The organism is Deltaproteobacteria bacterium (assembly GCA_016223005.1).
GTDB lineage: Bacteria > Desulfobacterota > GWC2-55-46 > UBA9637 > GWC2-42-11 > JACRPW01.
The window spans coordinates 1-24573 of record JACRPW010000038.1 but is presented as its reverse complement, the minus strand read 5'-3'; the positions used below and the strand labels follow the sequence as shown (position 1 = coordinate 24573).

22 protein-coding genes are annotated in these 24573 nt (G+C 40.1%); 4 read left to right on the top strand and 18 right to left on the bottom strand.

All coding sequences use genetic code 11. The annotated features are described in order from the left end of the window. The coding region (locus HZC45_04115; protein MBI5682343.1) for a tetratricopeptide repeat protein at positions 1 to 705 on the top strand (705 nt) is incomplete at its 5' end. A 21-nt stretch (positions 706 to 726) separates the two neighbouring features. Here the strand turns inward: HZC45_04115 and HZC45_04110 are convergent. Together HZC45_04110 and HZC45_04105 are read right to left on the bottom strand one after the other, a co-directional pair. Further along, positions 727 to 1473: a YdcF family protein gene (locus HZC45_04110; GenBank protein MBI5682342.1), complete on the bottom strand. Its 747-nt coding sequence runs from the start codon at positions 1471 to 1473 to the stop codon at positions 727 to 729. Positions 1474 to 1735: 262 nt separating this feature from the next. Continuing rightward, positions 1736 to 2698 (bottom strand): cation transporter, encoded by a 963-nt coding sequence (locus HZC45_04105; protein ID MBI5682341.1) that lies wholly within the window; start codon positions 2696 to 2698, stop codon positions 1736 to 1738. Positions 2699 to 2749: 51 nt separating this feature from the next. On the opposite strand from HZC45_04105, the gene HZC45_04100 reads away from it, so the two are divergent. Continuing rightward, the gene (locus HZC45_04100) at positions 2750 to 3676 is read left to right on the top strand and encodes a TIGR01212 family radical SAM protein (protein ID MBI5682340.1); all 927 of its coding nucleotides are present in this window, start codon (positions 2750 to 2752) and stop codon (positions 3674 to 3676) included. On the opposite strand, the gene gspN is transcribed toward HZC45_04100, so the two are convergent. The 10 genes from gspN to HZC45_04050 all read right to left on the bottom strand — a co-directional run bounded on the left by gspN (position 3650) and on the right by HZC45_04050 (position 14918). Next, positions 3650 to 4480, bottom strand: a complete 831-nt coding sequence (gspN, locus tag HZC45_04095; GenBank protein MBI5682339.1) for a type II secretion system protein GspN — start codon at positions 4478 to 4480, stop codon at positions 3650 to 3652. The genes HZC45_04100 and gspN overlap by 27 nt on opposite strands. Positions 4481 to 4482: 2 nt before the next feature. Next, positions 4483 to 5271 (bottom strand): undecaprenyl-diphosphate phosphatase, encoded by a 789-nt coding sequence (locus HZC45_04090; protein MBI5682338.1) that lies wholly within the window; start codon positions 5269 to 5271, stop codon positions 4483 to 4485. Positions 5272 to 5274: 3 nt separating this feature from the next. Continuing rightward, on the bottom strand, positions 5275 to 5940 hold the full coding sequence (gene phoU, locus HZC45_04085; protein ID MBI5682337.1) for a phosphate signaling complex protein PhoU: 666 nt from the start codon (positions 5938 to 5940) through the stop codon (positions 5275 to 5277). A 13-nt stretch (positions 5941 to 5953) separates the two neighbouring features. Continuing rightward, positions 5954 to 6709, bottom strand: a complete 756-nt coding sequence (locus HZC45_04080) for a phosphate ABC transporter ATP-binding protein (GenBank protein ID MBI5682336.1) — start codon at positions 6707 to 6709, stop codon at positions 5954 to 5956. 130 nt (positions 6710 to 6839) lie between these two features. Then, a complete protein-coding gene (gene pstA / locus HZC45_04075; GenBank protein MBI5682335.1) occupies positions 6840 to 7763 on the bottom strand; it encodes a phosphate ABC transporter permease PstA in 924 nt (307 codons plus the stop codon). After that, positions 7756 to 8643 carry a phosphate ABC transporter permease subunit PstC gene (pstC, locus tag HZC45_04070; protein MBI5682334.1) on the bottom strand — a complete coding sequence of 296 codons (888 nt, stop codon included), beginning with the start codon at positions 8641 to 8643 and terminating at the stop codon, positions 7756 to 7758. Before pstC ends, pstA begins: the two co-directional genes overlap by 8 nt. Positions 8644 to 8725: 82 nt before the next feature. Then, positions 8726 to 10465, bottom strand: coding sequence for a DNA polymerase/3'-5' exonuclease PolX (gene polX / locus HZC45_04065; protein MBI5682333.1), 1740 nt, complete (start codon positions 10463 to 10465; stop codon positions 8726 to 8728). Between the two features lie 62 nt (positions 10466 to 10527). Beyond that, a complete protein-coding gene (locus tag HZC45_04060) occupies positions 10528 to 10929 on the bottom strand; it encodes a helix-hairpin-helix domain-containing protein (protein ID MBI5682332.1) in 402 nt (133 codons plus the stop codon). After that, positions 10929 to 12494: a citramalate synthase gene (locus HZC45_04055; protein MBI5682331.1), complete on the bottom strand. Its 1566-nt coding sequence runs from the start codon at positions 12492 to 12494 to the stop codon at positions 10929 to 10931. Before HZC45_04055 ends, HZC45_04060 begins: the two co-directional genes overlap by 1 nt. Positions 12495 to 12497: 3 nt before the next feature. Beyond that, positions 12498 to 14918 (bottom strand): AAA family ATPase, encoded by a 2421-nt coding sequence (locus tag HZC45_04050; protein MBI5682330.1) that lies wholly within the window; start codon positions 14916 to 14918, stop codon positions 12498 to 12500. Positions 14919 to 15084: 166 nt separating this feature from the next. Here HZC45_04050 and mnmE point away from each other — a divergent pair, with 166 nt between their 5' ends. Further along, a complete protein-coding gene (mnmE, locus tag HZC45_04045; GenBank protein MBI5682329.1) occupies positions 15085 to 16476 on the top strand; it encodes a tRNA uridine-5-carboxymethylaminomethyl(34) synthesis GTPase MnmE in 1392 nt (463 codons plus the stop codon). 1 nt (position 16477) lies between these two features. Here mnmE and der read toward each other — a convergent pair whose 3' ends face one another. From der to HZC45_04015, 6 genes are read right to left on the bottom strand one after another with little or no spacing between them, the layout of a single operon-like run. After that, positions 16478 to 17788, bottom strand: coding sequence for a ribosome biogenesis GTPase Der (der, locus tag HZC45_04040; GenBank protein MBI5682328.1), 1311 nt, complete (start codon positions 17786 to 17788; stop codon positions 16478 to 16480). Between the two features lie 34 nt (positions 17789 to 17822). Next, a complete protein-coding gene (locus HZC45_04035) occupies positions 17823 to 18194 on the bottom strand; it encodes a response regulator (protein ID MBI5682327.1) in 372 nt (123 codons plus the stop codon). 12 nt (positions 18195 to 18206) lie between these two features. Then, positions 18207 to 19361: a HAMP domain-containing protein gene (locus HZC45_04030; GenBank protein ID MBI5682326.1), complete on the bottom strand. Its 1155-nt coding sequence runs from the start codon at positions 19359 to 19361 to the stop codon at positions 18207 to 18209. Between the two features lie 19 nt (positions 19362 to 19380). Next, entirely contained in the window at positions 19381 to 20901 is a 1521-nt protein-coding gene (locus tag HZC45_04025; GenBank protein ID MBI5682325.1) for an Rne/Rng family ribonuclease, read from the bottom strand. Beyond that, positions 20902 to 23502 (bottom strand): TIGR03960 family B12-binding radical SAM protein, encoded by a 2601-nt coding sequence (locus tag HZC45_04020; GenBank protein ID MBI5682324.1) that lies wholly within the window; start codon positions 23500 to 23502, stop codon positions 20902 to 20904. It abuts the gene before it with no gap. Beyond that, entirely contained in the window at positions 23499 to 24131 is a 633-nt protein-coding gene (locus HZC45_04015) for a 1-acyl-sn-glycerol-3-phosphate acyltransferase (GenBank protein MBI5682323.1), read from the bottom strand. The genes HZC45_04020 and HZC45_04015 overlap by 4 nt, the downstream gene beginning before the upstream one ends. 86 nt (positions 24132 to 24217) lie before the next feature. On the opposite strand from HZC45_04015, the gene HZC45_04010 reads away from it, so the two are divergent. Further along, the coding region (locus HZC45_04010) for an MFS transporter (GenBank protein MBI5682322.1) at positions 24218 to 24573 on the top strand (356 nt) is incomplete at its 3' end.

Sequence of the window (24573 nt, the reverse complement as noted above, 5' to 3'; positions counted from 1 at the left end):
CTCCTCGGCATGGGTAAAGGAGATGGGTCTGTCGAGAAGGTAAGAGAAGGGAATAGACATTTTCAGGAAAAGAGGTATGAAGAGGCAATAGCAAATTATAAAGAGGCTATTAAGATAAACCCATCTGCATCTGTTCCGTTTTTCAATATTGGGACTGCTAAGTATAGACAGGGCTATTATGCCTCAGCAATAAATGATTTTAATGCTGTCATTGCAAAAAAGGATTCGGCATTAGAGGCAAAGGCGCATTACAATCTTGGCAACGCATTTTTTAAGGCAAACATGGTGAAACAATCTGTGTATTCGTTTAAAGAGGCTGTGCGGTTAAATCCGGACGATATAGATGCAAGGTATAATCTTGAGATTGCTCTGGCACGGTTAAAGACAATGGAAAAAGAAAAATCAGGTTTTTATGCAGGTGATATACCTAACCCTTTGATAAGCAGGGAAGGGATGGAGATAGAGGCTTTGAGCAGTGAAGATGCAGAGGCAAAGATAACTGAAGGCGCACTGGAGTTTCAGAAGGAGGAGTCAGGCAAGGTCGGTACAGGCAATGCAAAGAGGGGCTGGCGCGGTTCTTTGAAGGATATGTCAAGGAAAGAGGCAGAGGAGATTCTCCGCACAATCAGGGATAAGGAATTAAATACATTCAAGGAAAAGGTGAGGTTTGCTACAGTCGGTGTCAGTGCAGCACAGGATTGGTAAACTAATAAAGGCGGCTGTAGTTCAGTATGCAAATCTATAAAATCTCAGTCCCAGATACTCATGCAATGCTTCATGTGTGCCATCAAAGGTACCAGGCAGATAATCCTGCCATCCATATCTTTTGCCATCCCATGTCTTAAAAAGAGAAGGGAATGGGACAACATCCATACCTGCCCTTTTAAAACTCATAATAGAGCGTGGCATGTGATAGGCGATTGTAACAAGCATAGGTTTTTTAAAACCCAGTTTGTCACAGATTTCTTTGCTGTATTTTGCATTTTCAATAGTGTCTCTGCTTTTATCTTCAAGTATAATCTGATTTTCAGGGATGCCAAGGTCAATGAGGAATCTTTTTCCAATAACTGCCTCTGCTGTTTTGCCAAATACACTTCCGCCTGATACTATTATTGGAACCCCCATCTTCTTTTGAAGCCTTGCAGCAGTAAGGATCCTATTCTGCATACCCTCTGAAGGGGCACCGATACCTGAAAGGTCAGGTACCCCATCATATACACCACCACCTAAAAGGATTATCACATCCCCCTTTGGGTCTTCGGGTATTTTTATATTTTGTTCAAGCCCTCTAAAAAGGGCATCAGATACAGGCGATATAGATAAAAACCAGATAAACATCCCTAGCAAAATATTTGTAATGCCAGATGTCCTATATCTTTTATATAAAAACCACAACCCTGTAAAAATAAGGATGGGTATAAAAATGCCCGGCGGCAAAAGAAACGGGGTTAATAACTTTTTAATTACAAACATCTGTAAGTCCCTCCTCTTTTATATAACTGTACATCATCCTGACCCAAAATTACATCATTAAAAATACACAAAAAGCCTTTCAGTATATACCCTCCATCTTATCGGAGGGATAATTACAGGGCAGCAGCCGTTTTTTATAGTGATGATACTCAATAGAAGCCTCTCTATTAAAAAATATAAGATGTCCCTAAATTTCCTTTTAAATATTAACCGCATCTTCAAAAGTGGCAATGGATGAAGCCAACGGCTGGCGCGGATTTCACTATAATGCCTGTGGTTCCAGATGTATTACAACATCTACGATATCAGGTATTTCTTTTTTAATGCTGTCTTCAACGATTGTAGCAGCATTGTGGGCATCGCCTATACTCATTCCTGGTGAAACAAGCAAACAGCAGTCCACATAAACAGCATCAGTCCTTCCCCTTACCCTTATATTAAAACATTCTTTGACACCCTTTACGCGCATGGCAATATCCTTTATATGATTTATGTCTTTACCGATAAGAGGTGATGCATCTGCTAATATGTCAGATGCCTTTTTTACAATGTCATATCCCAGATGACCTATCAAAACCGCTATTACAACGGCTGCTACCGGGTCAATTATCGGGTAACCAATGCCTCCTGCTATTATACTGGCTAAGACAATAAGGGATGCAAGAATATCACTCAATGTATGTTTTGAATCCGCTATTAAAAAGGCGCTCTTATATTCTTTGCCTTTCCTGTATTCATATATTGTTACAAAGACGTTGACTGCTATGCTTATCCCGATTATGAGAAAAGTTAAGTTGGTTACCTCAGGCTGCTTAGGATGCCAGAGGTTTGTGAAGGCTTTTTTTAGTATCTCAATGCAGGTTAAAAACAGAAGGGCTGCTATGCCAATAGTCGCTATGGTTTCAAATTTTTTGTGTCCGTAGTGGTGTTTTTCATCCGATGGTTTTGCTGCCGCCCATATCCCTAAGAGACCTATAATATTAGATGTGCCGTCAAACATGGAATGGAAACCATCTGCCTCCATGCTGTATATATTAGAGAGATGTCCGTAGATTATCTTCACTATCGCATTGAAAATGTTCAGCAGGAATGTTATCCATAGAATCTTTCTGATTTCTTTTATATGGGACATGATATAATTTACCAGAAGTATTAAATTGGCATTTTTTATTCTATCAATCTCACTAATCTTTATTTGGCTGAATATGTATGACATTATAATCATAGAAATCTTACAATGCAAAAACAAATTAATAACCGCACAAAGGATTTTTGTATGAAGAGACGATATAATTCCTTATCTGACTTTCTAAAACAGAAATTCGGCTGCAGGGTGTTTAAGGTGTCTCTGAATGCTGGATTTACATGCCCCAACAGGGATGGCACAAAAGGGACAGGCGGGTGTATCTACTGCAACCCATTAAGTTTAGAACCTTCTCAAATTTCTTCTGGTTTAAACATAAAAGAACAACTTTCAATCGGAATAGAATATATAAAAAAAAGACACAATGCAGAACAGTTCATCGCCTACTTTCAGATAAACTCAAACACCTATGCACCTCTGGATGTGCTGGAAGATATGTATAATCAGGCTATTAGCCATCCGCTTGTTGTTGGACTCGCAGTTTCTACAAGACCCGACGGCATTGATAAAAACATCATCTCTCTTTTATCAGAACTCTCAAGGGAAAAATACCTCTGGCTTGAACTAGGGCTTCAGTCTGCAAATGACAAAACCCTTAAACTCATAAACCGCTGTCATACAGTAAATGATTTTATAAATGCAGTAAATCTGGCAAGGGCAAAGGATATACCTGTTGTAAGCCATGTGATACTTGGACTGCCTGAAGAGACGCATGAGGACATGCTAAATACTGCGATGTTTCTTGCAGAGATGAATATATGGGGATTAAAACTTCATCATTTGCATATCCATAAAGACACAAAACTTGAAGATATGTATAAAAATGGAGAGATAAAACTTATGGGACTTGATGAGTATGCAAATACAGCGGTTGATTTTCTGGAAAGGATTTATCCTGAAACAATAATACATCGTTTGTGCGGTGACACATCCCGAGAGTTACTCATCGCACCTAATTGGAGTGTAAATAAATTTCCTATAATTGACAGGATTCATAAGATAATGGAGGAGAGGGATACTTATCAGGGCAGTCTATTGATAAAGGATAGGATTTTCTAATATCCCTTTAACCTTCATAGAATAATAGTTGGAAGATTTTCGGTAATTGGAGATAAGTGACAGGATATAATTGCCATCTTTGATAGACTTTAGCGATGGTATTACTTCAATATCCACATCCACATAGCTTTTCAGATAAGGATTTTTTAGAGAGATATTGCCGTGTGCATTGACTGTAATGTTTTCGTTCTCAAGGTGCAGAACCTTAATATCAATTCTGCAGCCATTTGATTTTGCATGCAGGTTCCCTTTTATGCCTTTTCCCAGTGGGATGGAAATGCCCGAAGTATGAAGCCATCTCATAACAATATCCTTACCCTCTATATCAATATTGCCTTCAGGACACCTGCCATCCTTAAAATCTATATTTAGTCTGCCGCTGAAATTTCCTTCAGTAGTTGAATGAATATAAATATCCATATTCTCTGCTGTGAGATTTATTGTTGTGTTAGACACTCGGGATAGAATGTATCCCTTGATTGTGCCATCTTCCTTGTTCCCTTCTACGAGCACCCTTATCCTGCCTGTGAGAAGGTAGATGATAGAGAGCCTTGCCTTCAGTGTATCAAGGGCTAAAAAGTGTTTGTCTTCACCACTATACGAAACTACAGCATGTTTTATCTCAATTCCAAAAGGGAATATCTTTTTCACCCCATTTTCTGTAATGATAATGCCGTTATATCTTTTCAGCCAATTTCTAGTTTCATCTGATATAAACTCTGCTGGAATAGTTAAGGCAAGAACTCCCGCAAATACAAGGATTCCAAAAAGTGTGAATAAGGCATTTTTTAGAAATCTTTTCAATGCTATTGTAGATAATAAAAAAGAATGACAGCGCCGAGGATGATGCGGTATATGGCAAATGAGTTAAAGTTATGCCTTGCAATAAAGGTTAACATCGCCTTGATGACAATAAATGCTGAAATAAATGATGTTATAAAGCCGATTAAAAAAACAGGAATATCGCCTGCATTCAAGTCATTAAAACTTTTCAGCAAATCATAGGATACGGCGGCAAACATGGTTGGTATTGCAAGGAAGAACGAAAATTCTGTTGCTGTTTTTCTGTCCAGACCAAGACAGTATCCTCCCATAATTGTTGCGCCTGCCCTTGAAACACCGGGGAAAAGGGATAATACCTGTGATAAGCCAATACCAAATGCCTTTTTGATATTTATGTCATCAATATCTTTTACCTGCGCCGCAGGAGAAATCCGCTCTATTATGAGCATCACAATGCCGCCAATTATCAGTGCAAAGGCAACGGTTAGTGGATTAAAAAGATAATGCTTTATGAATTTGTACGTTGCAAGACCGATAATTGCAGCAGGCAGGAACGCGATTAAAAGATTAAAAAGAAATCTATTTGTTTTTTCTGTGCCGATGCCTTTTACAGATGATAAAACCCTTTCTCTATACAGCCATACAACCGCAAGGATTGCTCCGAGTTGTATAAATACCTCAAAGACCTTTGCCTTCTCGCCTGTCCAACCAAGCAAATCGCCTGCAAGTATAAGATGACCTGTTGAGGAGACGGGCAGGAATTCAGTGATGCCTTCTACGATACCAAGTATAAATGCAGTTATATAATTCACAGGCTAGTATTTCGACACATTCATCTCTTCCATCTTCCCTGTAACCATAAAAACAACCCTTTCTGCAATATTTGTCACCCTGTCTGCGATGCGCTCAAGGTTGTGCAAGACCCAGATAAGATATGTCGCCCCTTCTACAATCTTAGGATTTTCTATCATCAGCATCAATAATTCTCTGTATGTCTTGTCATATATTGCGTCAACCTCATCGTCTCTCTGACCGATTTTTTTTGCGGTTTCCGCATCTCTTGACATGAATGTCTTTATGCTGTCGTCAAGCATAGCAAGCCCTATATCTGCCATCTTTGGTATGTCAACAAGCGGCTTTACAATCGGTTTGTCTCCAAGCAAAAGATTTATTTTGGCATTTCCTTCTGCATGGTCGCCAATCCTCTCAAGGTCTGTGATTATAGATAATATTGCCGCGAGTTCCCTTAAATCAGTTGCCATTGGCTGCTGTGTGGCAATAAGGAGAAGGCATTTTTCCTCTATATCAAACCTTTTTTTATTTATAATCCTGTCGTCCTTTATAATCTTCTGGGACACTGAAATATTGCGGTTCTTAAGCGCATCTATGGATAATTTCACGGCGCTGCCAACCATATTTGCCATCTCTACAACATCATTTTCCAGTTCCTTTAAAGCATTGTGATACGCCACGCGAGTCATAGTTCCTCCATTTTTATCCAAACCTTCCTGTAATATAGTCTTCTGTCATTTTATTGGACGGCGATGTAAATATCTTTTTTGTAATATCAAATTCCAGAAGTTCGCCGAGCATAAAAATTCCTGTGTAATCAGAAACCCTTGCAGCCTGCTGCATATTGTGGGTTACGATAACAACTGTATACTCATTTTTTAATTCTGTGAGCAGATCCTCTATCTTTGCTGTCGCAATAGGGTCAAGGGCCGAGCAGGGTTCGTCAAATAAAACAACCTCCGGCTCAACTGCTATCGCCCTTGCAATGCAGAGCCTCTGCTGCTGGCCGCCTGAAAGGGAAAGCGCTGACTGGCGCAGCCTGTCTTTTACCTCGTCCCACATTGCAGCCTTTTTTAGACTCGCCTCAACAACCATGTCAATTTTATCTTTTTTATTTATGCCATGTATCCTCAAACCATACGCAACATTTTCATATATGCTTTTTGGGAATGGATTCGGCTTTTGAAATACCATGCCAATCCGTCTTCTTATATCTATAGTATCAACCGCTTTTGAATATATGTCCATTCCATCATACATAATCCTGCCATCAAGCCTGAATACAGGTATCAAATCATTCATCCTGTTTAGGCATCTGATAAATGTGCTTTTCCCGCAGCCTGAAGGCCCAATAACCGCAGTTACGGATTTTGCAGGTATGTCAAGGTTCACATCCTTTAATGCCTTTTTTTCGTCGTAAAACACATTCAACTTTTCAATTTTAAAGACACTGCTCATAAGTCGCTTTGCTCCATTGCAAAATGTAAAACATATCAAACCTAAAGGTTTGAGTTACAATCTGTAACTCAAGGCTTTAGCCTTGAGGCCTTTTGCACTTTCCAATTCAACATCCGCAAGGATGTTGCCATTACCACCTTATCTTTTTCTGATATTTATGCCTCAAATATATCGCAATGCCGTTCATAAAAAATGTTATTACCAAGAGGACAATGATTCCTGCCGCAGCGTCTATTGAAAAACCCTTTTGAGGACGCGATACCCAGTTGAATATCTGGATCGGCAAGACAGAAAACGCATCAAAAAGCCCTTGAAAACTTATATAAGGAAATTCCGCTGATACAGGGCTTGTGGGCAAAAACGCAACATATGTCAATGCGCCTATTGTTATAAGCGGCGCTGTCTCTCCGATTGCCCTTGACATTGCAAGTATTACACCTGTTAAGATGCCCGGCATAGCAGCAGGCAGAACCTGATTTCTTATTGTCTGCCACTTGCTTGCGCCAAGCGCATATGAAGCCTCTCTGATTGACGGTGGAATTGACCGCAATGCCTCCCTTGTTGAAAGTATTACAATCGGGAGGACAAGTATTGCCAATGTCATTGCGCCCGCCAGCACGCTTCTATCCATATTTAAAAGCCTCACAAAAAGTCCTAGCCCAAGCAGACCATAAATAATAGACGGCACCCCTGCAAGGTTTGCGATATTGATTTCTATAATATCCCGCAGCCAGTTTTTCTTGCTGTATTCTTCAAGATATGTTGCTGCTGCAACGCCAAGAGGAAACACAATAATGCCTGTTAAGAGCATAATCCATACAGTCCCAACCCATGCAGAAAGTATGCCTGCCTCTTCCGGTTTTCTGGATGGATAATTAGAAAGAAACTGCCAGCCAAGCCTTACAAAACCATCTGCAAAAACATCTATAAGCAGCGTCAAAAGAACTGCGAGACCAATGAGCGTAGCAGCAAGTCCAATAATAGAAAACATCCTGTCGTATAGTTTATTCCATAATTTTGAATTTTGAATTTTAAATTTTGAATTTTTATTCATATTCTTCTCTAAACCTCTTCTTCAGCCAATAGCTAACCACATTCAAAAAGAATGTAACAACAAACAAACTCATGCCTGCTGCAAATATTGTCCTGTATTCCAAAGTCCCTGTCGGCGTATCGCCAAGGCTCACCTGAACTATGTATGCTGTTACTGTCTCTATAGGGACAAGGGGATTGAGCGTAAGACGCGGCTGCTGGCCTGCTGCAATTGCAACAATCATTGTCTCGCCGACTGCCCTTGATATGCCAAGTATAAATGACGCTGCAATGCCTGAAAGCGCTGCCGGGACAACAACCTTTAATGCAACCTGAAATCTTGTCGCTCCAAGCGCCAGAGCGCCCTCCCTCAAACTCATAGGAACTGCATGCATGGCATCCTCGCTCAAAGATGATATAATCGGTATTATCATAATGCCCATTACAATCCCGGCTGAAATGGAATTAAAACCAGACAGTTCAAGCATAAACATCTGAAGCAGCGGGGTTACAAAAAGCAAGGCAAAGTAGCCGTAAACAACAGTCGGCACTGCGGCCAATATCTCAAGCACAGGCTTTACAAAAGTCCGCAATTTTGAAGATGAATATTCGCTTAAATAGATTGCGCTTATAAGCCCGATTGGCAGAGAAACAACCATTGCGATGCTCGTTGTTAAAAATGTGCCTGTAAAAAGAGGGAGGATGCCGAAGTGTTTTTCAGCAAAGAGAGGCGTCCACTGGGTATCTGTAAGAAAATCCAATATTGACACCTCTTTAAAAAACTCAAAGGTTTCAAATATAAGGACACCTATGATGCCAAGTGTTATAAAAATAGAAAAAAAGGCACTTAAAAAAAGCGCCCCTTCTATCAGCCTTTCTTTTATAAGTAGTCTTTTATTCATAAATGGGGTTTACTTAACATCCTTTCAGAGCCTTGTCAATATCAGGAAATGCCATGACCATTGACCATTTTGCTTTATTTGGCTAACCTATTATCTTTTTTAGTATCTGCATTACCTCTTTCAACGGTCTTGTATTCAACACATCCTTTTTCTCAAGCCAGCCCCTTCGTGCTGTATAAATACCAAACCTTATATTATCCAAATGGAATTTACTGTGGGAGTCTGTTGATATTGCAACGAGCACACCCATTTCTTTTGCAAGTTTGCAATGGATGTCATTTAAATCAAGCCTATCAGGATATGAATTAAGTTCCAGAATCACATTGTGTTTTTTGCAAGATTTCATTATTTCAGTCATATTCACTGCATAGGGCTGTCTTTCATTTATAAGCCTTCCTGTGGGGTGGGCAATTATATGGACAAGTCCTGATGATATCGCCTTTATAATGCGGGCAGTCATCTCTTCCTCTGCCATATTAAACCTTGAATGCACAGCGCCGACTACCACATCAAGTCTTTTCAATACATCCTTATCTAAATCCAGAGAACCGTCCACTTTTATATCCACCTCTATGCCTTTAAGAACCGTGAGCCGTAAGCCGTGAGCCGTAAGCCGTTTATTTAACTTATCTATCTCCTCAATCTGTTTCAAAACCCTTTTCTCATCAAGCCCGTGGGCAACACTCACTGCCTTTGAATGGTCTGTTATTGCAATATATTCATAATCCATCTTGATTGCAGCATCTATAATCTCATCAATCGTATTTGCGCCGTCGGTCTCTACAGTATGCACATGCAGGTCGCCTTTTATGTCTTTAACATCTATTAAATGCGGGAGTTTATTGTTTAATGCAGATTCAATCTCGCCTGTATTTTCTCTGAGTTCAGGCGGGATACACACAAGCCCTACTGCCTTATAAACATCCCCTTCTGTTTCACCTGCAACAAACCTATCCTTTTCATCAAACACGCCATATTCACTAAGCTTAAGCCCCATCTTTTTTGCCCTGTCTCTTATTGCAATATTATGTGCCTTTGAACCTGTAAAATACTGAAGTGCAGCACCATAGGATTTTTTGTCCAAAACCCTTACATCTGCCTGAAGCCCGCATCTTAATATGACTGTTGATTTTGTATCACCTTTTGCAAGAACATCTTTGACCTCGGTGTATGCTGTAAACCTGTCCATTACAGGCGAACCTTTTTTGCATGCAACAAGGATGTCTATGTCTCCAATGGTCTCCTTTCTCCTCCGCAGACTCCCTGCCTCTGATACCTGAAGGACACCATCTATTTCTTTTAAATATTCTAAAAGAGGGGCAGCATATGTCATTGCAAGACCCAGTTTAAACCTGCCCTTGCCTGCCTTAAAATTTTCAATTGCCTTTAAGATGTTTTCCTCCGTCTTTTCCCCCATGCCTGTTAGTTCATGGATTTTATGCCCTTTCGCAGCCTTTTCTAAATCAGAGACACTCTGGATGCCTAATTCTTTGTAAAGGAGTTGAACCTTTTTAGGTCCTATGCCTGATACATCAAGGAGTTCAAGCAGGGTTGGCGGGAGTTGTTTTAAAAGTTCTTCATGGAATCTGCACTTACCTGTCCTTACAATCTCCACAATCTTTTCATGGATGCTCTTACCAATGCCCCGTATATCTTCAAGTTGAGATTCATCCCTCTCAACAATGGATTTAAGGTTTTCAGGGAGTTCTTCTATTATGCGGGCTGCGGTCCTATAGGAACGGACTCTGAATGGGTTTTCATTTTTTATCTCAAGCAAATCAGCAATATCATGAAATATTTTTGCAATCTCTATGTTTTCCATAAAGAAAATATAGTCTTATTTCCAAATAAGGAATGTATGAGCATATTCGTGCATAATCTGGGTTATCTTACCCCTATCAAATCTTTAATCTTCTCAAACTTTTTTTCACCTATGCCTTTAACCTTTTTAATATCATCAATAGACTTAAAACCGCCAACCTCATTTCTTTTTTCAATAATATTCTTTGCAAGTTTAGGTCCCACATTGGGCAGGGATTCAAGGTCTGATTGGGTTGCCTTGTTTATATCTATCTTTATGCCAAGAACCTGTTTTGCCTCGCCGTTTGTTAGAACAGGGTTCAAGCCGTTTAAACCGTTTAAGCCGCTTGAATTATCAAGCCGCTGTAACATCGGCGCTTTATCTTCAGAATACTGCTGCCTTTCCCTGAACAAATAAATACAAACAAGAAAGACTGCAAGGAATATAAGCACCAAATCCCTTGCATCTTTTTGTTCATTCTCCATTACCCTTTTTCATCCCTGTACAATTTATATTCAAGGCTGTCCACAAGCGCCTGCCATGATGCCTCAATGACATTCTCTGAAACTCCTACCGTGCCCCACTTTTCTTTTCCATCCCCTGATTCCACAAGAACACGGACAGATGCGGAAGTCCCCTTTCCTGCTGAAATAACCCTTACCTTGAAATCAAGAAGATGGACTTCCTTTAATTTCGGATAAAACTTCTCCAATGCCTTTCTAAGGGCATTGTCAAGGGCATTTACAGGACCGTTCCCTTCGCTTGCGGTATGCTCAACCCTGCCGTCAACCTCAAGTTTTATTGTTGCCTCTGAATGCGGGGGTTCTCCCTCTTTTTTCTTTTCATCAATAACCCTGAAGCTAAGTAACTTAAAGTATCTCTTTTTTGTCTTCCTTGCCTTCTGCATGAGGAGTTCAAAAGACCCTTCAGCACCTTCATACTGAAAACCTTGATGCTCCAGTTCTTTTAAAGATGTAACGATTTTTTGCACAACAGGGTTTTTGCTTTTTATGTCAATGCCAAATTCTTTAGCCTTATAGATGATGTTTGACCTTCCTGATAAATCGGAAACCAAAACCCTCTGATGATTGCCGACAAGTTCAGGTTTAATATGCTCATAGGTATCAGCCCTTTTCATTACAGCGCTAACATGGACGCCGCCTTTATGTGCAAAGGCACTATCGCCAACATACGGCTGATGCTTATTGTGGCTTAGGTTTGCAAGTTCATAGACAAACCTTGCTGTATCTCTCAGTTTTTTTAATTGTTCAAAACTGATACAGTCAATTGCCATCTTGAGTTTCAGATTCGGAATAATTGAGCAGAGGTTTGCATTACCGCACCTCTCGCCAAAACCGTTTATAGTCCCCTGAAGATGCACAACACCCTCTTTTACGGCAACCACAGAATTTGCCACAGCAGTTTCAGAATCATTATGGCTGTGTATGCCAAGCGGAATCTTTATATGCCTTTTAACATCCCTTATAATTTGTTGGGTCTCATACGGCAGTGTGCCGCCGTTTGTATCGCACAAAACAATGCAGTCTGCACCTGCGTCATTGGCTGTCTTTAGTGTCTTTATTGCATACTCATGGTTAGCCTTGTAACCGTCAAAGAAATGCTCTGCATCATAAAACACCTCATCAACATTCTTTTTGAGATGCCTTACTGAGTCAGAGATAAGTTCAAGGTTTTCATTCAGAGATATATGTAGAGCCTCTTGGACATGCATGTCCCAAGTCTTGCCAAAGATTGTAACAACAGATGTATCGGCCTTGAGGAGCGCCTTTATATTCGGGTCATTGTGAACTTTATTGCCTGCCTTTCTTGTGCTTCCGAATGCAGCGACTTTAGAAAAATTGAGTTTTATGGATTTAATTTCTTTGAAAAACTGGATGTCCCTTGGGTTTGAACCGGGCCAGCCGCCTTCAATATAATGGATGCCAAGTTCATCAAGTTTTTCAGCAATCCGAATCTTGTCTTCCACAGAGAAATTTATATCCTCTGCCTGTGTCCCATCCCTAAGTGTTGTATCATATAGTTTCAACATAGATTAACCTTTCTCATTCTCCTTTTTCTTATCCTTGCCAAATGCCTTCAGGTTTTTTGCAAGTTCCTTAAGCCTCTTTGAAACAAGGTAATTTATAGTCCCTTCCGGATATATGCCGTCAGGCTGTTTCTCTCCTGCAGGTATTCCTGTCAAAACCTCAATGCCCTGTTCTGCATCGGAAACAGCGTAGATATGAAATTTCCCATCCTTTACTGCATCAATAACATCCCTCTTTAGCATAAGGTGTTTTAGATTTCTTTGAGGTATCATTACCCCCTGCTCCCCTGTGAATCCCTTTGCCTTGCATACATAGAAGAACCCCTCTATCTTTTCATTTACCCCTCCGATTGGCTGAATCTCACCCATCTGGTTTATTGAACCTGTTACTGCAATACCCTGTTTTATAGGTGTCCCTGACAGACTTGAAAGGATGGCATATAACTCAGTTGATGAGGCACTGTCACCCTCTACCTCTTCATATAATTGTTCAAAGCAGATTGATGCAGAGAGTGTCAGCGGAATATCCTGCCCATATTTCGCACCGAGATACCCTGTCAGTATCATAACGCCCTTATTGTGTATTTTGCCGCTCATCTTTGCCTCTCTCTCAATATTAACCAGACCCTTTTCACCCATGTATGTCTTTGCAGTAATCCTGCTCGGCTTGCCAAAGGCATAGTCGCCCATGTCAAGAACTGCAATGCCATTGACCTGTCCCACAGTGTTGCCATCTGTATCAACAAGGATAGTGCCTTCTGTTATAAGTTCCCTGAGCCTCTCTTCAATCCTGCTGCTCCTATAATCTTTTTCCTTGATTGCCTTTTCAACATCATCACCTGTTACAAAGCCGTTTCCTGATTTTTCAGCCCAGAAACTTGCCTCCCTTATAATATCCGTAATCTCGCTGAACCTTGCAGATAGTTTTTCCTGATGGTCTGCCAGCCTTGAGCCATGCTCAACGATTTTTGCAACTCCAGTTCTGTCAAATGGTTTAAGTCCTTCCTCCCTGCACCTTGTTGCAACAAACAGGGCGTATTTGTAAAGATTCTCTTTGTCCCTTGGCATCCTATTGTCAAAATCAGCCTTTACCTTGAAAAACTTTTTATACTCATCATCCAGATTATACATGAGATAATAAAGAAATGGGCTGCCAACGAGTATAATCTTTATATTAAGCGGTATTGCCTCTGGTTTAAGTGCTGCTGTTGAAATAAGTCTGTACTGCTCCCATACATCCTCTATCCTGACCTCTTTATTCTTTATTGCCCTCTTTAACGAATCATAAGAAAATATATTTCGCAGTAAGTCCATGGCATTTACAATAAGATAACCGCCGTTTGCCTTGTGGATAGAGCCTGCCTTTATCATTGTGAAATCAGTTGAGGCAATGCCATATTGCACCCTGTATTCTATCCTTCCAAAGAGATTGTAATATGTTGGATTGGTCTCTATTACAACAGGCGCACCGCTTGTATCTTTATTGTTTACAATAAGGTTGACAGAATATCTCTCAAACGAAGGCTCTGCCTTTGGCAGTTTTATACCTGGGATGGCAAGCGGAAACTCCTCTTTTGTCCTGAAATCGTCAGAGTGTTCAAGGACATCCTCTTTTACATTATTTAAGTAATTTATTATGCATGTAAATTTTTTGTATTTCTCAAGGAGTTCGTTTATAAGCGGATTTACAACATACTGCACAACCTCCCTGTCAAGTGCATTTATTCTATCCTTTGTATCCTTTTCAATTGACCTTGCCTCCCTTATAGTATCTGCAAGTTTGTCCTGTAAAAGTCTGCTGTCGTTTTCTATCCTTTGTTTTTCATGTTTGGACAAGGTCTCAAAATCTTCCTGCTTTATCTGCTTTCCATCCTTTGCAGGCACAACAGCAAGTCCGCCTGCAGTCTTTTTAAGGATAAACCCCTTTTCCTGAACCTTTTGTTCCAGTCTATAAAATAATGCCTTTGTCCTCTCCTGCTGACCATCCAATATCTCGTCCCTGTGTCTTTCATAATCCTTGCTTTCAAAGACCTTTGGTATATCCCTTCTAAGCGCCTCAACAAGTTCTTCCATATCAATCTTTATCTCCATACCCAAGCCGGCAGGGAGATTAAGCACACAAGGTCTGTCAGGGTCTGTAAAGTTATATACATAACACCAATCATCAGGAATATTTTCATTCTTTGCCTTGTTCTCAAGAAGATTTTTTATAGTGGTTGTTTTTCCTGTGCCGCTTTCTCCAAGCACATAGATATTAAAGCCATGACTGGAAAGTCCAAGACCAAAATCCATAGACTTGAGCGCCCTCTCCTGTCCGATTGTTCCTTCAAGTGCTGGAAGTTCTCTAGTGTCTTTGAATGAGAAATTATCAGGCTCGCATGTCCATTTAAGTTTGTCAGGCAGGATGGGTTGTATTGGATTTGCCATATAACCTCCGCTAGGGTATGGGGGACAGTCCCGATTCTACGATGGAGCAATGCTCCGTCCGTAAATCTGGGACAGTTCCCCTAATTATATGCCCTTTCTTTTTAATTGCAATCCATTTTTTTTCATACCCTTGCTTTTTCAAATTTTCTATGTTTTTAATATTATTATGAAGTTATTAGAGGACACTATTACTGCTATAGCAACACCGCAAGGTGAAGGGGGTATCGGTATAATCAGGATAAGCGGCAACATGTCCATAAATATTGCTGCTAAAATCTTTGTGTCCAAAAAATCCATTCAGGAATTTTTAAGCCATCACCTTTATTACGGCGCTATAATCAATCCGTCAAACAATGCTCCGATAGATGACTGCCTCTTGGCTGTAATGAAATTGCCCCATTCATACACAGGCGAGGATATTGTTGAGATTTACTGCCACGGGGGTTCTCTGATACTTAAAAGGGTGCTTGAAGCAGTATTAAAATACGGTGCAAGGATTGCAGAACCGGGTGAATTTACAAAAAGGGCATTTTTAAATGGCAGGATGGATCTATTACAGGCAGAGTCTGTAATAGATTTAATAAGGGCAAAAACTGATTTGGCATTAAATACTGCCAGATCGCATCTTTCAGGCAGACTTTCAAAAGAGATTAGTATGATAAAGGAAGACCTTGTCCACATCCTCTGTTATATTGAGGCAGAACTGGATTTTCCTGAAGAAGAGGATGTCCCAAGAATTTCTGATAATAGAATAGTTGAGGTTATAAAAAAATCTGAAACTATTTTAGATAAACTATTATCCACATACGAAGAAGGTAGAATCCTTATAGATGGCTTAAAGGTAATCATCATAGGAAGGACAAATGTAGGCAAGTCAAGCCTTTTAAACTGCCTTTTAAAAGAGGAAAGGGCAATTGTTACTCCTATACCCGGGACCACAAGGGATATTATTGAAGAGGTGCTGAATATCAGGGGAATACCTGTAAGACTTATGGATACAGCAGGGATCAGAGAGCCTTCTGATGAGGTTGAAGGGATTGGCATCAGATGGACTATGGACAGGCTTAAAAAGGCAGATATGGTGCTTTTTATCATAGATGTCTCAGGGGATAACATATCAGATGATTTAAAACTTTTTAAAAGGGTTTATAATGATGGCAAAAGGCTTGTAATCATATTTAACAAAATGGACATTAGTAAAGATTCTATAGTGTCTGATTATCAAAAGGTGTTTTCAGATTACAGGATAGTAAAGGCTTCAGCCCTTCTGGAAGATGGTATAGAAGAACTAAAAGATGCAATATATGGGGCGGTTGCAAAACACGAAGGGGAAGAGATTCAGGAAATCATTATAACAAGTTTAAGACATAAGACAGCGCTTGACAGGGCAGTTCATGGACTTAAACTTGCACATGAGACAGTGGAAAATAACCTTTCCAGAGAGTTTCTGGCAGCAGAGATTAAAGGGGCATTAAATGCCATTGGTGAAATAGTTGGAGAAACCACAAGCGATGACATCCTTGAAAGGATATTCAGCCAGTTTTGCATAGGGAAATAGACTATATTTTTTTTCTGAATATCAGCCTGATAGGAACTTTATCCAAACCAAATTCCTTCCTTATCTGATTTATAAAAAACCTCTTGTATGAAAAATGTATGCCTTCAGGATAGTTGGTAAATGCAGTAAAGGTTGGGGGCATTATATCTGTCTGTGTAATATAGTAAACCTTGAGTGCCTTGTTTTTGTAAGTCGGAGGTTCATGTCTTTTAGCAAACTCATTGAAAAACTTGTTAAGTAAAGATGTCTTAACCCTTGCAGAAAGCTGCTTATTAACCTCATCAACGATATCCATTATCTTATTGACCCTCTGCCCTTTCAATGCAGAGATGAATATCACAGGTGCGAACTGTAAAAATTTTGCCTTCCACTTAATCCTTTGTTCAAACTCCTTTGCTGTGTTTGTCTCTTTTTCAATGCTGTCCCATTTATTCACCACAATTATACAGCCCTTGCCTTTTTCGTATGCAATACCAGCAATCCTTTCATCCTGCTCTGTTATCCCATCTAATGCATCTATGACAAGAAGCACTGCACTGCTTCGGTCAATACTTCTAATTGCACTCATAACAGCATATTGTTCAAGGTTTCTTGATACCTTTCCTTTGCGTCTTATTCCAGCAGTATCAATCAGGAGATATTTTTTCCCCAGTATGTCAAATGGTGTATCAATGCAGTCCCTTGTAGTGCCTGCAATCGGACTTACCATAACCCTTTCGTAACCGAGGAGTTTGTTTACCAGTGTTGATTTTCCAGCATTCGGTCTGCCAACAACAGAGATCTTAAACCGTTTATCTTCTTCATGTTCTTCTTTAGTCTCTGGTATAAAGGTTTTTATCCTGTCAATAAGTTCATCTATACCAACGGAATGTTCAGCAGAGACAGGGATAATATCTTCCATACCAATAGCAAAGAATTCATGGATGCTGTCTTTAATCTTTGGCGTATCAACCTTGTTCACTGCATATATTACAGGTTTTGAACTCTTCCTCAAAATATCTGCCACATCCCTGTCCGCCTGCACAAGCCCCTGCCTTGCATCCATCAGGAGTATTATGACATCAGACTCTTCAATTGCCATCTGTGCCTGCTGCTTAACCTTTACCAGTAAGTCATCCCTTGTGTCAGGTTCAAAACCGCCTGTGTCAACAAGGGTAAACGAATAATTGCCGTCAACCACATCCGCATAGTTTAAATCCCTTGTAACCCCCGGCTCATCCTTGACAATCGCCTTTCTCATGCCAATCATCCTGTTAAACAGGCACGATTTGCCCACATTTGGCCTGCCTACTATTGTAATGATTGGTTTCACCTGAACCTGCAATAAGGCATGTGGTTGGGTAAGGTTATAATCTGCCTTCAATGTCTTTCAAGGTAAGGATTAGGTCTTTTAGATTGAAAGGCTTTTTTAAAAATATATCTTTAGAGTCCTTATGCCTATCTACTGCCTCAATGTGTCCTGACATCATGATAATCTTTGCATTGCTATCTATCTCTTTTATAAGTGCCTTTAGTTTTATCCCATCCATCCCCGGCATCTTAACATCCATTATTACTATATGAGGTCTCTTATCTTTAAAAATCTCAAGACCTGTATTTCCGTCCATTGCCTCAAATACAGTATAACCTTCCATCTCAAGGCAGTCTTTTATAAGCGAAACAATAAGGTGTTCATCATCTACAACAAGGACCGAGACCTTTTTTGTGTCTATCTCCATAATTACATTTACTCATAAGGCAGACACGAATGTCAATATAAAGGTTGTTCCGACACCTTCTTTAACATCAAACGATATATTCCCTCCAAACTGTTTAACTATACCATAACTTATAGATAGCCCAAGCCCTGTTCCTTTGCCCACATCCTTCGTTGTAAAGAACGGCTCAAAGATTCTACCCCTTATCTCACGAGGTATGCCGCCGCCTGTATCTGAAATGCGAACCTCTGCCATATTATCTCTCCTTAATTGTGTTGTAATTGTAAGGAGTCTTCCCTGTTTTTCTGTCATGTCCTCCATTGCATCCCTTGCATTACTTATAATGTTAAAGAAAACCTGTTCCAGCATGCTGGCATTTGCCTTTATAATAATGGGAGATGGTGAAAAATCCTTTTTAACAACTATACTGCTGAGCCGCAGTCCTTCCCCTGTCAGTAAAAAGACATCCTCTATTGCCTGATTTATATCTATAGACACACTTTCTATCATGTCCCTTCTGGTAAATATTCTTAAGTGCGAAATGATATTATCTATACGCTCTACTTGAGAATCAATCATTATAATGGCTTTTTTAACCTCCTCTCCAAGAGGTTGGATAACTTTATCCTCTGACTTCTGGAGTAAAATCTGTGATGTAAGACGGATTATATTCAAAGGCTGGTTTATCTCATGTGCTATGCCCGCTGCCATCTCGCCAAGACCTACAAGATTGCTTGTATGAATAAGTTGTGCTCGGGTTTCTTTTAGTTCACGGCTGTTTTGCACTAATTTTCTTGTCCGCCTTTCCAAGAGTTCTTCAAGATTTTTGTGGTATTCTTCCAGTTTCTTATCCTGCTCTTGAGTCCGCTGCAGCATCTCATTAAAACCATTTGACAGGATGCCAAGTTCATCATTGGATATGATATTTGCCCTTACAGAATAGTCCTTTTTATCTGAGACAATGCTCATAATCTGCGCCAGTTCATTTATAGGCGCCAGAATTGTCTTATACAGCCTTGATATAAGAAGATAAGAGATTATAAATGCAATCAAAAATGTAGAAAGTAAGGCGATGAAATTCCAGAAAAGGATTACTGCGATGCTTACAAAAAACATGGCTGCGGCTGTAGTAAACATGCTGATAAGCATGAGTTTGCCTTTGATTGTCGCATCTTTGAATAAACGCATAGAAGTAGAGTCTATCCTTTTATCTTATTTCAAACTGTTCCTGATGGAAATTATTAACTACCTTCAGGAATATCTTCTTTTTAAACCTCTTCTCCAGTTCCTCTATTATTTTTGATTCCTCACTGTATAATAAATCTGCAACAGCAGGATGGACATATAGATACATCTTCCGTTTCCTATGTTTTATGAATTCTTTCAAGAGTTCTCTATATATGATCATTATTATTGTGATCTTTGACTTTATGAGCCCGTTTCCCTCGCAATACGGACATGGCTCGCATAAAACCCTTGACATGCTCTCTCTCACACGTTTCCTTGTCATCTCAACAATGCCTAGTTCAGAGACCTTTAATATGTTTGTCCTTGCCCTATCGCCTTTTAACGTCTCTTTAAGGGTATTATATACCTTTTCTTTGTTTGCCTGTTTTGCCATATCTATAAAGTCTATGACAATAATGCCGCCTATATTCCTTAGACGCAATTGACACACAATCTCCTTTACAGCCTCCATGTTTGTCTTGAGGATTGTATCTTCTTGATTTTTCTTCCCTACAAACTTGCCTGTATTTACATCAATGGCTGTTAATGCCTCCATCTGATCTATTATTATAAAACCGCCTGACTTTAACCACACCTTTTTGTTAAGGGATTCTGAAATCTCAATTTCAATACCTCTGGAATCAAACAATGGATCTTCACTTTCATAAAGTTCTACATATGGTTTTAGGTCCGGAAGGAAATCATCTGCAAATTTAATAACCCTCTCATACTCATCTGGAGAATCCATAATGAATCTGTCAACATCAGAGGTAAAAAGGTCCCTTACAGTCCTCATGGTCAAATCAAGGTCATGGTAAATAAGTGCAGGCGCAGATAATCTTTCCTGTCTTCTAATAATATCATTCCAGAGTTTTATCAGATAATCCATGTCAGATTTTATGTCCTGCTCCTTCATGCCTGCGCATGCAGTTCTGATTATGAATCCGCAGCCTGACGGCTTTAAATCCATTACAATGTTTCTGAGCCTAGTCCTTTCCTTTTCATTTGCAATCTTTCTTGAGATACCAATACGGACATCTGTTGCCATAAGAACTAACTGTCTGCCGGGAAGGGATATATGTGATGTTATCCTGGCGCCTTTCTCACCCATTGGTTCCTTTGCTATCTGGACAAGAATCTCCTGACCTTCTTTCAGGATGTCTTGTATTGGCAGCCGTCTTGGACTTTGTATAAAATGGGACGGCTCTTCTCCGGGGATGCCCTCTTCCTCTCCTGCGTCCATAAATTCCTCGTATTCATCAACCTCTTTATACACATCCTGAACATGAAGGAATGCTGTCCGTTCAAGACCTATATCTACAAATGCAGCCTGCATGCCAGGAAGAACCTTCACAACCCTGCCTTTGTAAACATTGCCAACTATGCCCTTGTCTTTTGTCCTCTCAATATAAAATTCCTTCAGATGCCCTGATTCAAGGATGGCAACCCTTGTCTCAAATGGATTGTGATTTATGAGTATCTCGTTTTTAACCTTTGACATTTACTTTACCTTTAAAATTTTCAGACATACCGCATCATTATTGGGGATACCGAGTATGTATGCGATTACCTCATGCGGTTTGGCAGTGCCTTTTTCACTGCTTGCAAGCGTTAAACCTATGGTTAGTTCGGGTTTTAAAACAATCTCTTGGACAAGGGGTTTTATATCAATCTCTCTCGTCTTATCTTCTCTTTGCTGTTTTATGACCACATGCCCTTTTTTTAGAAAGTTTTCAATAGAATCTCTTATATCCTTTTCTCTGATAGTGATACTGCTGTCAAGAAATACCAGATATGCCTTTTCTTTAATGGTAGCAGATAACTTCTTATGCCTCAAGGGGATTTCTACTGCATCAAGGATTTTTAGTCCCGAAGGCAGTTCCCTGTTCAAGATATTTTTAATTTCTTCTGGTTTGACATATCCATCTATTTCAATATCCGCATGCTCCGCGATACTTTCAACTCCAACAGGCAGCGGCTGTTCAAAAACCATTTCAGGAAGTGGATGAAAACCTGCTGAATATTTTATTGGAATCCCTGCCCTCCTTATTGCCCTTGAAAATGCACTCATAAGTTCAAGGTGTCCAAGATATTTCATATTGTCTGTTTTGGAGAAGGAAAGCCTGACCGTGTATTTAGTAGGCAGTAAGGAGTAGGCAGTAGGCAGTGGTTTCCTCTGATGCTCATCCTTCATGTTTCTGCTGCATACTGCATATTGCTTACTGCTTACATTTTTTATCACCTTATGGTCGCATATGCCGCAGTTGCTGCACTTGTCAGTTCCCCGCTTACTGCCTGCGGGGACAGGCTTACAGTCAGGTGTCTCTTTGGATTCTAAAGACAATTTACATTCTTTTTCAAGAAAGTCTTCTGTAATACCTGCGGTAAGATGAACCCATGGCAGGATTTCATTATGGTCTCTTTTCCTCAAATAAAATTCAGGGGCAATGTTATGCTGATTGAACATCCTTTCCCATAAATCAAATCTAAAAACCTCGCCCCATCCGTCAAAACGGCAGCCCATCTTAAATGCTGATTCTATAATCTTTGCCAGCCTTCTGTCCCCTCTTGAAAACACACCTTCAAGAAGGCTCATCCTTGCATCATGCCATTTGAATTCAAGTCTCCTCTTTTTTAATTCTTTGCGTAGTAGTTCCTGTCTTTCCCTGCATTCGGATATAGTAATCTGCTGTTCCCATTGAAATGGAGTGTGCGGCTTTGGTATAAATGTTGAAACACTTACATTCACCTGCCCCCCGATTGAAGCCTTCGGGGGCAGGCCCCTTGTCCCTTGTCTTTTGACCCTTTCAGAAAGTTCTGCAATTGCCTTAACATCATCTATGGTCTCTGTAGGCAGTCCGAGCATAAAATACAGTTTCACACTTCGCCATCCCATCTCAAATATATTTCTGCATGATTTAAGCAAGGCATCTTCGCCTATACCTTTATTTATCACGCCTCTGAGCCTTTCTGTGCCTGCCTCAGGCGCAAGTGTAAAGCCTGTCTTTCTAACCCTTTTTATTTCATTTACAAGTTCAGGGGTAAGCGTGCCTACACGCATGGATGGAAGGGATAATGCCACCTTTTTTCCATACAGTTTATTCATCAGATTTAAAACAAGTTCGTTTATACATGAATAATCACCGCTAGAGAGTGAAAGGATAGAAACCTCATCATACCCTGTATTCTTTAATGCCTCGTCAATTATCTTTAATACATTCTCTGGAGACCTCTCCCTTGACGGTCTGTATATAATCCCTGCCTGACAGAACCTGCACCCCCTTGTGCAGCCCCTTGTGATCTCAACCACAAACCTGTCATGGATGGTTTTTGTGAAAGGCACAACAGGTTTTGTTGGCAGAGGACAGTTATTCAAATCAGGCACGAGCCGTTTCTTGATTTTATTATAGTTTTTATTCAGGGGCACTATCTCTCCCACAATCCCATCATCGTTATACCTGACATCAAATAACGAAGGCACATACATGCCTTCAATCTCAGCCAGTTTCTCCAGTATTATTTCCTTCCAATCTTTAGCCTTTAGCCCTTCGCCTTTAGCCTTAATTATCGCCTCTGCAGTCTCAATAATCACCTCTTCACCATCACCCAATACAGAGCAGTCAAAAAAATCTGCAACAGGTTCAGGATTGAATGCACAAGGGCCTCCGCCTATCACAATCGGAAACCTCTCGTCCCTGTCCTTTGAATAAAGAGGAATGCCTCCGAGGTCAAGCATATTCAGGACATTTGTGTATGAGAGTTCATACTGAAGTGAAAAACCGAGTATGTCCAAATCCTTTAATGGTATATTTGATTCAAGCGTTGAAAGGGGGATGCCTTTTGTGCGAATGATTTTTTCCATGTCGGTCCAAGGCGCATAAACCCTTTCACATGCAATATCAGGGTGAGCATTTAAAATCTGGTAGAGGATTTGAATACCCAGATGACTCATGCCAACATCATAGACATCTGGAAATGCCATGCCGAACTTAAGTTTGACCTTAGATAAATCCTTTTTTACAGAATTTACCTCTCCGCCAATGTATCGGGAAGGACGGGAGACAAGGGGCAAAAAACAGTTATGGGTTTTGAGTTCACTCATCGCTCTTTTATCAGTTTCTCTATCTCATCCAAAACCGATTCAGTGCCTTCCTGCAAATCTGATGATTCAAGGTTATAAATTGGTTTTCCTATTTTAACCTTTACCCTGCTGCGTCTTAAAATGGTTTTAAAGAAAGAGAGATTGTAAGTTCCTATAAGTCCAACCGGCACAATTGGTGAATTTGTCTCTTTGTGCAAATATATAATCCCTTTTTTGCCGGGTCTTATGAATCTGCCGTCAGTGGTTATCCTTCCTTCAGGGTAAATCCAGATTTTATTGCCCATCTCAAGTGCATTGACCGCGTCATCAAGCCTCCTGTGGAGTCCTTCCATTTTCCTCTTTATAGGGATAGAGCCGTTGAGCCTTACAAATATCGCTGCAAAGACAGACAAGGGAAATGGAAACTGTCCCTTTAATCCAAAAAACTCCTTTGCAACTAGAAATCTTATCGGAAAAAATTTCTGCGGCACAAAGCCATTTCTGGGCATTGACACGGCTGAAACAGGACCATCAATGTAACTTGCGTGATTTGAGGCAAATATAACTGCCTTGTCCTCAAGCCCTTTTAGATTCTCCTGTCCTTCTACCTCATAATGGGCAAAAAATTTCAGAAGCAGGTAAATAGGCAAATAACAAATCTGTTGAAATATTTTAGCAAACTTTATCATTGCATTATTGAATGATTTTAATCACAATAAAGTATAAAATACAAGGTATGAACAAAAGAATCTTTTCATGGTGCCTGTTTGACTTTGCCAACTCAAGTTACTCTGCTGTTATTGCCGCAGTAATATTCCCTGTGTATTACACACATCAGATAGTCGGTAGTGAAGGACTGGGCGATTTGTGGTGGGGAAGGGCAATTGCACTAAGTATGGCAATAGTCGCCATAACTTCGCCTTTGCTCGGCGGCATAGCAGATTATACAGGAGTAAGAAAAAGACTGCTTCTTTTCTATACAACTCTATGCATCTCATCAGTTGCATCATTTTATTTCCTTCAAAACGGCATGGTCTTTGAGGGCTTTTTGCTTATAGTCCTTGCCAATATCGGCATGGAAGGGGGACTTGT

What these genes read in the sequence shown, in the direction of transcription:
- pstA (MBI5682335.1), bottom strand. Translation starts at nt 7,763, where the DNA reads ATGAATAAAAATTCAAAATTTAAAATTCAAAATTCAAAATTATGGAAT.
- HZC45_04060 (MBI5682332.1), bottom strand. Translation starts at nt 10,929, where the DNA reads ATGGAGAATGAACAAAAAGATGCAAGGGATTTGGTGCTTATATTCCTT.
- HZC45_04050 (MBI5682330.1), bottom strand. Translation starts at nt 14,918, where the DNA reads ATGGCAAATCCAATACAACCCATCCTGCCTGACAAACTTAAATGGACA.
- pstC (MBI5682334.1), bottom strand. Translation starts at nt 8,643, where the DNA reads ATGAATAAAAGACTACTTATAAAAGAAAGGCTGATAGAAGGGGCGCTT.
- HZC45_04080 (MBI5682336.1), bottom strand. Translation starts at nt 6,709, where the DNA reads ATGAGCAGTGTCTTTAAAATTGAAAAGTTGAATGTGTTTTACGACGAA.
- HZC45_04020 (MBI5682324.1), bottom strand. Translation starts at nt 23,502, where the DNA reads ATGAGTGAACTCAAAACCCATAACTGTTTTTTGCCCCTTGTCTCCCGT.
- HZC45_04105 (MBI5682341.1), bottom strand. Translation starts at nt 2,698, where the DNA reads ATGATTATAATGTCATACATATTCAGCCAAATAAAGATTAGTGAGATT.
- polX (MBI5682333.1), bottom strand. Translation starts at nt 10,465, where the DNA reads ATGGAAAACATAGAGATTGCAAAAATATTTCATGATATTGCTGATTTG.
- mnmE (MBI5682329.1), top strand. Translation starts at nt 15,085, where the DNA reads ATGAAGTTATTAGAGGACACTATTACTGCTATAGCAACACCGCAAGGT.
- HZC45_04025 (MBI5682325.1), bottom strand. Translation starts at nt 20,901, where the DNA reads ATGTCAAAGGTTAAAAACGAGATACTCATAAATCACAATCCATTTGAG.
- HZC45_04100 (MBI5682340.1), top strand. Translation starts at nt 2,750, where the DNA reads ATGAAGAGACGATATAATTCCTTATCTGACTTTCTAAAACAGAAATTC.
- HZC45_04110 (MBI5682342.1), bottom strand. Translation starts at nt 1,473, where the DNA reads ATGTTTGTAATTAAAAAGTTATTAACCCCGTTTCTTTTGCCGCCGGGC.
- HZC45_04030 (MBI5682326.1), bottom strand. Translation starts at nt 19,361, where the DNA reads ATGCGTTTATTCAAAGATGCGACAATCAAAGGCAAACTCATGCTTATC.
- phoU (MBI5682337.1), bottom strand. Translation starts at nt 5,940, where the DNA reads ATGACTCGCGTGGCGTATCACAATGCTTTAAAGGAACTGGAAAATGAT.
- HZC45_04055 (MBI5682331.1), bottom strand. Translation starts at nt 12,494, where the DNA reads ATGTTGAAACTATATGATACAACACTTAGGGATGGGACACAGGCAGAG.
- HZC45_04035 (MBI5682327.1), bottom strand. Translation starts at nt 18,194, where the DNA reads ATGGAGATAGACACAAAAAAGGTCTCGGTCCTTGTTGTAGATGATGAA.